Annotated in this window: 9 protein-coding genes; 6 read left to right on the forward strand and 3 right to left on the reverse strand. The window is 72.9% G+C overall.

The window, feature by feature from the left end:
* Positions 1 to 15 precede the first annotated feature (15 nt).
* The 3 genes from galE (at position 16) to idi (ending at position 2,865) form a co-directional block, all read left to right on the forward strand.
* The gene (gene galE, locus ABT232_RS21925) at positions 16 to 987 is read left to right on the forward strand and encodes a UDP-glucose 4-epimerase GalE (RefSeq protein ID WP_351842380.1); all 972 of its coding nucleotides are present in this window, start codon (positions 16 to 18) and stop codon (positions 985 to 987) included.
* Positions 988 to 1,114: 127 nt separating this feature from the next.
* Positions 1,115 to 2,053 (forward strand): cation diffusion facilitator family transporter, encoded by a 939-nt coding sequence (locus ABT232_RS21930; RefSeq protein WP_351842382.1) that lies wholly within the window; start codon positions 1,115 to 1,117, stop codon positions 2,051 to 2,053.
* Positions 2,054 to 2,271: 218 nt separating this feature from the next.
* A complete protein-coding gene (idi, locus tag ABT232_RS21935) occupies positions 2,272 to 2,865 on the forward strand; it encodes an isopentenyl-diphosphate Delta-isomerase (RefSeq protein WP_351842384.1) in 594 nt (197 codons plus the stop codon).
* A 27-nt stretch (positions 2,866 to 2,892) separates the two neighbouring features.
* Here the strand turns inward: idi and ABT232_RS21940 are convergent, their stop codons facing one another.
* Positions 2,893 to 3,375, reverse strand: a complete 483-nt coding sequence (locus ABT232_RS21940; protein WP_351842386.1) for an ATP-binding protein — start codon at positions 3,373 to 3,375, stop codon at positions 2,893 to 2,895.
* A gap of 271 nt (positions 3,376 to 3,646) precedes the next feature.
* Between ABT232_RS21940 and ABT232_RS21945 the strand changes: the two genes are divergently transcribed.
* Entirely contained in the window at positions 3,647 to 4,396 is a 750-nt protein-coding gene (locus ABT232_RS21945) for an enoyl-CoA hydratase/isomerase family protein (RefSeq protein WP_351842388.1), read from the forward strand.
* Here the strand turns inward: ABT232_RS21945 and ABT232_RS21950 are convergent.
* Complete coding sequence (locus ABT232_RS21950; protein WP_351842390.1) at positions 4,383 to 5,018, reverse strand: DJ-1/PfpI family protein; 636 nt, start codon at positions 5,016 to 5,018, stop codon at positions 4,383 to 4,385. The two genes, ABT232_RS21945 and ABT232_RS21950, sit on opposite strands and share 14 nt — an antisense overlap.
* A gap of 45 nt (positions 5,019 to 5,063) precedes the next feature.
* On the reverse strand, positions 5,064 to 6,026 hold the full coding sequence (locus ABT232_RS21955) for a GlxA family transcriptional regulator (protein ID WP_351842392.1): 963 nt from the start codon (positions 6,024 to 6,026) through the stop codon (positions 5,064 to 5,066).
* Positions 6,027 to 6,160: 134 nt separating this feature from the next.
* Between ABT232_RS21955 and ABT232_RS21960 the strand changes: the two genes are divergently transcribed.
* Together ABT232_RS21960 and ABT232_RS21965 are read left to right on the forward strand one after the other, a co-directional pair.
* Positions 6,161 to 6,298, forward strand: coding sequence for an LPFR motif small protein (locus ABT232_RS21960; RefSeq protein ID WP_351842394.1), 138 nt, complete (start codon positions 6,161 to 6,163; stop codon positions 6,296 to 6,298).
* 95 nt (positions 6,299 to 6,393) lie between these two features.
* Positions 6,394 to 8,701 (forward strand): Tex family protein (locus tag ABT232_RS21965; protein WP_351842396.1); only part of this gene is annotated, 2,308 nt, incomplete at its 3' end.

Consider the following 8,701-nt stretch of genomic DNA (forward strand, 5'->3'; position numbering starts at 1 on the left):
TTAGGGTGGGCGACCATGACATGGCTGATCACCGGCGGTGCCGGGTACATCGGGGCACACGTGGCGCGGGCGATGGCCGAGGCCGGCGAGCGGGTCGTCGCGCTGGACGATCTGTCGACGGGCGCGCCCGCCCGGCTCCCGGCGGACATTCCGCTGGTGCGGGGGTCGTCGCTGGACGGCGAGCTGCTGAAGCGGGTCCTCGGCGAGCACGAGGTAACCGGTGTGGTGCATCTCGCCGCGCGCAAGCAGGTCGCCGAGTCCGTGGCGCAACCCACGCGGTACTACGCGGAGAACGTGGGCGGGCTGGCGACCCTGCTGGACGCGGCCGCCGCGGCCGGTGTGCGGCGGTTCCTCTTCTCCTCCTCGGCCGCCGTCTACGGCAACCCGGACGTGGACCTCATCACCGAGGACACCGCGTGCGCCCCGGTGAACCCCTACGGCGAGACCAAGCTCGCCGGGGAGTGGCTGGTACGGGCCGCGGGCCGGGCGCACGGCATCGCGACGGTCTGCCTGCGCTACTTCAACGTGGCCGGCGCGGCCGCCCCGGAGCTGGCCGACACCGGTGTCTTCAACGTCGTGCCGATGGTCTTCGACCGGCTCACCCGCGGTGAGGCGCCGCGGATCTTCGGCGACGACTACCCGACGCCCGACGGCACCTGCGTCCGGGACTACATCCATGTCGCCGACCTCGCGGAGGCGCACCTGGCGGCGGCCCGCCGGCTGTCCGCCGGGGACGCGGCGGGCGATCTGACGGTGAACATCGGGCGCGGCGAGGGCGTCTCGGTGCGGGAGCTGGTCACGCTGATCGGCGAGGTGACCGGTGACGGGCGCCCGGCGCTCGTCGAGCCGCGCCGCCCGGGTGACGCGCCGCGGGCCGTGGCCTGCGCCGAGCGGGCCGCCGTGGAGCTGGGGTGGACCGCCCGGCGCGGGGTACGCGAGATGGTCGAGTCGGCGTGGGAGGGCTGGCAGCTGCACCACAGCCGCTGAAATGCTCTGACCTGGGCTTCGTTTGCGCAGGTCAGAGCATATGACAACGGTGTTCAGTGCCGCGTTGCCGGATACCCCCCACCCGTAGTTCACTGTGATCCGGACCGATCACAGGAGGGCGGCTCTCATGGGGGCTGGGCACGACCACGGACACGCGCACGGCGCACCGGCCACCGGTACGGCCGCCGCGGCGTACCGCGGCCGGCTGCGGATCGCGCTGTCGATCACGATCACCGTCATGGTGGTGGAGATCGTCGGCGGTGTGCTCGCGGACTCGCTGGCGCTGATCGCCGACGCGGCCCACATGGCGACGGACGCCCTGGGTCTCGGCATGGCCCTGCTCGCCATCCACTTCGCCAACCTCCCCGCGAGCGGCAACCGCACCTTCGGCTACGCCCGCGCCGAGATACTCGCCGCGCTCGCCAACTGTCTGCTGCTGCTCGGCGTCGGCGGCTATGTGCTGTACGAGGCGATCCAGCGGTTCCTCACCCCGGCCGGCACCGAGGGCGGTCTGACGGTGGTGTTCGGTCTGATCGGCCTGGCCGCCAACATGATCTCGCTCACGCTGCTGATGCGCGGCCAGAAGGAGAGCCTGAACGTGCGCGGCGCCTTCCTGGAGGTGGCGGCGGACGCGCTGGGCTCGGTGGCGGTGCTGGTGTCGGCGGTGGTGATCCTGACCACCGGCTGGCAGGCCGCGGACCCGATCGCCTCGCTGGTCATCGCCCTGATGATCGTGCCGCGCACCGTCAAGCTGCTGCGCGAGACGCTGGACGTGCTGCTCGAGTCGGCGCCGAAGGGCGTCGACATGGCCGAGGTGCGGGCCCACATCCTGGCGCTGGACGGGGTGGAGGACGTCCACGACCTGCACGCCTGGACGATCACCTCGGGCATGCCGGTGCTGTCCGCGCACGTCGTGGTCCGCTCCGACGCCTTGAACGCGATCGGCCACGAGAAGATGCTGCACGAGTTGCAGGGCTGCATCGGCGACCACTTCGACGTGGAGCACTGCACCTTCCAGCTGGAGCCGGTCGGCCACGCGGAGCACGAGGCGCGGCTCTGCCACTGAGGCATCCCTGACACCGGGACGGGTGTCGCACACCAGTCCGGACGGTTCCCCGCCGGTCCCGCCGGGCACGATCACCTACCGGGCCCCGCTTCCGGCGTCCGACCTGCTCCGGCGCCCGCGCACCTCCCGGGCGGGACATGCGGGACGCACCGGGAAGTGCCGGGAGTGCCGGTTTCGTACGGCAGACTGGGGCGCGAGGAACGAGGCGAAGGATGGGTATGCCGATCACACCTGCCACCGCGACGCACAGTGCGTCGAGCGGCACCACGGACGCGATTCTGCTGGAACTGGTCGACGAGAACGGCGTCACGATCGGCACCGCGGAGAAGCTGGCCGCCCATCAGGCGCCCGGGCAGCTGCACCGGGCGTTCTCGGTCTTCCTCTTCGACGAGCGCGGCCGGCTGCTGCTCCAGCAGCGCGCCCTGGGCAAGTACCACTCCCCCGGTGTGTGGTCGAACACCTGCTGCGGCCACCCGTACCCGGGCGAGGCGCCGTTCGCGGCCGCCGCCCGGCGCACCTACGAGGAGCTGGGCGTCTCCCCGTCGCTGCTCGCGGAGGCGGGCACGGTCCGCTACAACCACCCGGACCCGGCGTCGGGCCTGGTGGAGCAGGAGTACAACCACCTGTTCGTGGGACTGGTGCAGGCGCCGCTCGCCGCGGATCCGGAGGAGGTCGGCGCGACCGCCTTCGTGACCGCGGCCGAGCTGGCCGAGCGGCACACCGCCGACCCGTTCTCGGCGTGGTTCATGACGGTCCTGGACGCGGCCCGGCCCGCGATCAGGGAGCTGACCGGGCCGTCGGCGGGCTGGTAGGGCTCCTGGTCGGGCTCCGCCGGCCGGTCAGGGACGAGGGGGCCGCGCGACGGCGAGCGGCAGGGCGGCCCAGATGACCTTGCCGCCGCTCGTGGTGTGCTCCACGTCGCACACCCCGCCCGCCTCCCGGGTGATCTCCCGCACCAGCAGCAGTCCGCGACCGCCGGTCTGCCCGTGGTCGGCCTCCAGGGCGGTCGGGCGGTAGGGGTGGTTGTCCTCCACCGAGACCCGCACCCACTCGGCGCCGACGGCGACCTCGACGGCGAGCATCGGCGACAGCACCGCCGCGTGCCGGACGGCGTTCGTGACCAGCTCCGACACGATCAGCAGCAGACCCTGCGCCACGTCCTCGGAGACCGGTACGCCCTGGCGCCGCAGCAGGTCCCGGACCGCGTGCCGGGCCTGCGGGACCGAGGCGTCGGCCGCGGGAGCGGTGAACCGCCAGACGCCCTCGTACGGCAGCGGGTCGGGCGTCTTCTCCTCAAGGGGTGCCTCTGCGCCGCCTGCCATCGTCCGGTCGCCACCCTCGCGCTCGATTGTCACCACACGTCGAGTGTTGGCAACGGGCACGTCAGCGCCGAAGATCTGAACACAAGTCAGCACTATTCGAGCGTTTTTGACCGTTGGCGTATGACACGGTCAGTTGTGGGACTGCTCCTGTCCCACCCCTGCCGACTTTACGAACTATTCGGGTTGTACGGGTTTGTCGGCGACCGGCCCTCCCTCGACCGCCGCCGACCCGCCGACCGGACGGACCGGGCGGGCGGTTAGCATCCGGCGCATGGAGCCCCAGCTGCTGCACCGCGTCGCCGACTCGGTCGCCACCGTCGTGATCCACCACCCGGCCAAGCGCAACGCCATGACCGCCGCCATGTGGCGCGCGCTGCCGCCGCTGCTGGAGACGCTCGCCGCCGACGCCGAGGTGCGCGCGCTGGTGCTGACCGGCGAGGGCGGCACCTTCTGCGCGGGCGCCGACATCTCCACCCTGCGGGGGTCGCCCGAGGAGGCGCAGGGCCTCGCGGTGGCCGCCGAGGAGGCGCTGGCCGCCTTCCCGAAGCCGACGGTGGCGGCGATCCGGGGGCACTGCGTGGGCGGCGGGTCGCAGCTCGCGGCCGCCTGCGACCTGCGGTTCGCCGAGGAGGGCGCGCTGTTCGGGGTGACACCGGCGAAGCTCGGGATCGTCTACCCGGCGTCCTCCACCCGTCGGCTGGTGTCCCTGGTCGGGCCGGCCACCGCCAAGTACCTGCTGTTCTCCGGCGAGTTGATCGAGGCGGAGCGGGCGCTGCGCACCGGCCTCGTGGACGAGCTGCTGCCGGCCGGTGAACTCAGCAAGCGTGTCGCCGAGTTCACCCGGATCCTGGCCGCGCGCTCGCAGCTGACGCAGGCCGCGGCCAAGGAGTTCGCGAACGGGCGCACGGACCGCGACGCGCACTGGACCGCGCGGGCGCGGGAGAGCGGCGACACCGCGGAGGGCGTCGCCGCGTTCCTGGAGCGCCGGCAGCCGCGCTTCACCTGGACTACGTCAGGATGAACCGGCTCTTGGCGCGGAACTCCTCGACGAGGTGCGCGGGGGCCTTGTGCGGGGATCCGGCGTCGTAGGGCGGCTGGGGGTCGTACTCGGTCAGCAGCTGGACGGCCCGCGCGTGGTCGTCGCCGGCGATCCGGCCCAGCAGAATGAGGCCCATGTCGATGCCGGCCGAGACGCCCGCGGCGGTGACGTACTTGCCGTCGAGGACGACCCGTTCGCCGGTGGACCGCGCGCCGAAGCGCGCGAGGAGGTCCAGCGCCAGCCAGTGCGAGGCGGCCCTGCGCCCGTCCAGCAGCCCCGCGGCGGCCAGCAGCAGCGAGCCCGTGCACACGGACGTCGTCCAGGTGCTGGTGGTGTCGGCGGCGCGCAGCCAGTCCAGCAGGGCCGGGTTCTCCATCTGTGCGTCCTGCCCGGGGCCGCCCGGCACCACCACGATGTCGGGGGCCGGCACCTCGGCGAAGGTCTTGTCGGCGGTGAGGGCGAGGCTGCCCTGGTCGGTGCGGACGGGTCCGGTCCGCTCCGCCACGAAGACGGTCTCGGCGTCCGGGATACGGCCGAGGATCTCGTACGGTCCGACGGCGTCGAGGGCGGTGAAGCGGTCGTAGAGGACGACGGCGATCTGCATCGGGGTCCTTTCGGCGGGGTTCCGGTGGTGGAGCGGCCTGTGCGGTCAGGAGGTCGTGGTGGCGGGGCGGAAGCGGCGCCGGTACTCCGCCGGGGAGGCGGCGAGGGCGCGCACGAAGGCGCGGCGCATCGCCTCGGGAGTGCCGTAGCCGCTGCTGCGGGAGATCCGCTCGATGCCCTCGGCGGTGTCCTCCAGCAGGCGCCGGGCGTGTTCCAGGCGGACCCGGTCGACGTAGCGGCCGGGTGTCATGCCGGTCTCGGCCCGGAAGGCGCGGGCGAAGTGACGGGGTGAGAGCCGGGCGCGGGCGGCCAGCGCCGCCACGCTCAGGTCGGCGGCCGGATGCTCGCTGATCCACTGCTGGACGTCCCGCAGCGGTTCGCGCCGGGCCGTCTGGGCGGCGAGCTGGGCGCTGAACTGGGCCTGGTTGCCCGGCCGGCGCAGGAACACCACCAGGTGCCGGGCGACGGCGAGGGCGGTGTCCCGGCCCAGGTCCTCCTCGACCAGCGCGAGCGCCAGGTCGATGCCGGAGGTGACGCCGGCGGAGGTGGCGACATGGCCGTCGCGGACGTAGATCGGCTCGGGGTCGACCTCGACGGCCGGGTGGTCGCGGGCGAGCTTGTCGCAGTGGGCCCAGTGGGTGGTGGCCCGCCGGCCGTCCAGCAGGCCCGCCGCGGCGAGCAGGAGCGCCCCGGTGCACACCGAGACCAGCCGTTCGGCGCGCGGCCCGTGCCGGCGCAGCCAGTCGGTCAGCCGCCGGTCCGGATCGCGGGTCCCGGGCCCGCCCGGCACCAGCAGCAGATCCGGGCCGCCGGCGTCGGCGAGCGCCCCGTCGGGTACCAGGGTCAGGCCGCTGGAGGTGCGCACGGGGCCGCCGTCCAGGGAGGCCGTGCGGACGCGGTACGACCCCGGCGTGTGCTGCTCGGCGCCCGCGAACACCTCCACGGGGCCGGTGACATCGATGCTCTGCACATCGTCGAAGAGGACGACGAGCACGGTTCGCTGCGCCATGCCGTCGATTCTTCGGGGCGGGCCCGACGGCCGCAACGACGAAGATCCCACCTTTCCTGCCATGCATGCCGGGCGCTTGCCGAGGTACCCGTGAAGTGCACAGACACCGAGCAGTACGACGAGAGGGGATTGACATGTTCCGTGCCATCGCGGACGTCCTGCGCCAGATCGGCGGCGCCATCGCCACCGTGGTGACCCTGCCGTTCCGGGCGCTGGCCCGGCTCTTCGGCGGAGCCTCCGACACCGGCCGCCGGGGCGCGCGCCGGGCGTGACACCGGCCGCGCCATGACCCGCCCTGCTCCCCGACTGTCGGCACCACCTGCCACAATTGCCGCGCAACCCGATGTGGATAAGGCGGTACGGGATCGTGACGACACCCCTCACAGCGTCCATCGAAGGCAGGATCGCCGAGGAGCTCGGCGTACGGGAGCGGCAGGTGAAGGCCGCGGTGGAGCTGCTCGACGGCGGTTCCACGGTGCCCTTCATCGCCCGCTACCGCAAGGAAGCGACCGAGATGCTCGACGACGCGCAACTGCGCACGATCGAGGAGCGGCTGCGCTACCTGCGGGAGCTGGAGGAACGGCGGGCCGCGATCCTGGAGTCGGTGCGCGAGCAGGGCAAGCTCACCGGCGAGCTGGAGGCGCAGATCCGCGGCGCGGAGACCAAGGCGCGCCTGGAGGACATCTACCTGCCCTACAAGCCCAAGCGGCGCACCAAGGCGCAGATCGCCCGCGAGGCCGGGCTGGAGCCGCTGGCGGACGGACTCCTCGGCGACCCGTCGGTGGAGCCGCTGGCCGCGGCGGCCGCCTTCGTCGACGCCGACAAGGGCGTCGCCGACCCGCAGGCGGCCCTGGACGGCGCCCGCGCGATCCTCACCGAGCGGTTCTCGGAGGACGCCGACCTGATCGGCGAGCTGCGCGAACGCATGTGGGTGCGGGGGCGGCTCGCGGCGAAGGTGCGGGAGGGCAAGGAGGAGGCGGGCGCGAAGTTCGCCGACTACTTCGACTTCGCGGAACCGTTCACCGAGCTGCCCTCGCACCGCGTCCTGGCGATGCTGCGCGGCGAGAAGGAGGAGGTCCTGGACCTCGTCCTGGAGCCGGAGGAGCCGACGGAGGGGCCGTCCTCGTTCGAGGGGACGGTCGCCGCGCGGTTCGGTATCGCCGACCGGGGCCGCCCCGGTGACAAGTGGCTGACGGACACGGTCCGCTGGGCCTGGCGCACCCGCATCCTCGTCCACCTCGGCATCGACCTGCGGCTGCGGCTGCGCACGGCGGCCGAGGACGAGGCCGTGCGGGTGTTCGCCGCGAACCTGCGGGACCTGCTGCTGGCCGCCCCCGCGGGCACACGGGCCACGCTGGGCCTGGACCCCGGGTTCCGTACGGGGGTGAAGGTGGCCGTGGTGGACGCGACCGGCAAGGTCGTCGCCACGGACGTGATCTACCCGCACGTCCCGGCCAACAAGTGGGACGAGGCGCTCGCCAAGCTGGCCCGGCTGGCCGGGGAGCACGCGGTCGAGCTGATCGCCATCGGCAACGGCACCGCGTCCCGGGAGACCGACAAACTCGCCGGTGAACTCATCGCCAAGCACCCGGAGCTGAACCTCATCAAGGTCATGGTGTCCGAGGCCGGCGCCTCGGTGTACTCGGCGTCCGCGTTCGCCTCGCAGGAACTGCCCGACATGGACGTGTCGCTGCGCGGCGCGGTGTCCATCGCCCGCCGGCTCCAGGACCCGCTGGCCGAACTGGTGAAGATCGACCCGAAGTCGATCGGCGTCGGCCAGTACCAGCACGACCTGTCCGAGGTGAAGCTGTCGCGCTCGCTGGACGCGGTGGTGGAGGACTGTGTGAACGGCGTCGGTGTGGACGTCAACACCGCCTCCGCGCCGCTGCTCGCCCGGGTGTCCGGCATCTCCTCCGGGCTCGCCGAGAACATCGTCGCCCACCGCGACGCCAACGGGCCGTTCCGCTCCCGCCCGGAGCTGAAGAAGGTGGCCAGGCTGGGCCCGAAGGCGTACGAGCAGTGCGCGGGCTTCCTGCGGATCCGCGGCGGGACCGACCCGCTGGACGCGTCCAGCGTGCACCCCGAGGCCTATCCGGTCGTGCGGCGCATGGTGAAGACCGCCGGCCAGGAGGTGGCCGCGCTGATCGGCAACACCGGTGTGCTGCGCTCGCTGCGCCCGCAGGACTTCGTCGACGAGTCGTTCGGTCTGCCGACGGTCACGGACATCCTCAAGGAGCTGGAGAAGCCGGGCCGCGACCCGCGGCCGGCGTTCCGGACGGCCACCTTCAAGGACGGCGTGGAGAAGATCTCCGACCTGGCGTCCGGGATGGTCCTGGAGGGCGTGGTCACCAACGTGGCCGCGTTCGGCGCGTTCGTGGACGTCGGTGTGCACCAGGACGGTCTGGTGCACGTCTCCGCGATGTCGAAGACGTTCGTCAAGGACCCGCGCGACGTGGTGAAGCCGGGCGACATCGTCAAGGTGAAGGTGCTCGACGTCGACATCCCGCGCAAGCGGATCTCGCTGACACTGCGGCTGGACGACGAGGCGGCCCCGAAGGACGGACAGCCCGCCGGTGAGCGCCGTCAGCAGCGCGGCGGCCGCCCGCCGCAGCAGCGGCAGGGCCGCGGAGGCGGCGGCGCCGGTGGCCGTGGCAACGGCGGGGGCGGTGGCGCTC

The sequence above is a fragment of the Streptomyces sp. NPDC001532 genome (assembly GCF_040298625.1).
Lineage (GTDB): Bacteria > Actinomycetota > Actinomycetes > Streptomycetales > Streptomycetaceae > Streptomyces.

Bases quoted from the DNA above. Each gene is read 5' to 3' on its own strand.
- galE (WP_351842380.1), top strand. From the start codon at position 16: ATGACATGGCTGATCACCGGCGGTGCCGGGTACATCGGGGCACACGTG.
- ABT232_RS21930 (WP_351842382.1), top strand. From the start codon at position 1,115: ATGGGGGCTGGGCACGACCACGGACACGCGCACGGCGCACCGGCCACC.
- idi (WP_351842384.1), top strand. From the start codon at position 2,272: ATGCCGATCACACCTGCCACCGCGACGCACAGTGCGTCGAGCGGCACC.
- ABT232_RS21940 (WP_351842386.1), bottom strand. From the start codon at position 3,375: ATGGCAGGCGGCGCAGAGGCACCCCTTGAGGAGAAGACGCCCGACCCG.
- ABT232_RS21945 (WP_351842388.1), top strand. From the start codon at position 3,647: ATGGAGCCCCAGCTGCTGCACCGCGTCGCCGACTCGGTCGCCACCGTC.
- ABT232_RS21950 (WP_351842390.1), bottom strand. From the start codon at position 5,018: ATGCAGATCGCCGTCGTCCTCTACGACCGCTTCACCGCCCTCGACGCC.
- ABT232_RS21955 (WP_351842392.1), bottom strand. From the start codon at position 6,026: ATGGCGCAGCGAACCGTGCTCGTCGTCCTCTTCGACGATGTGCAGAGC.
- ABT232_RS21960 (WP_351842394.1), top strand. From the start codon at position 6,161: ATGTTCCGTGCCATCGCGGACGTCCTGCGCCAGATCGGCGGCGCCATC.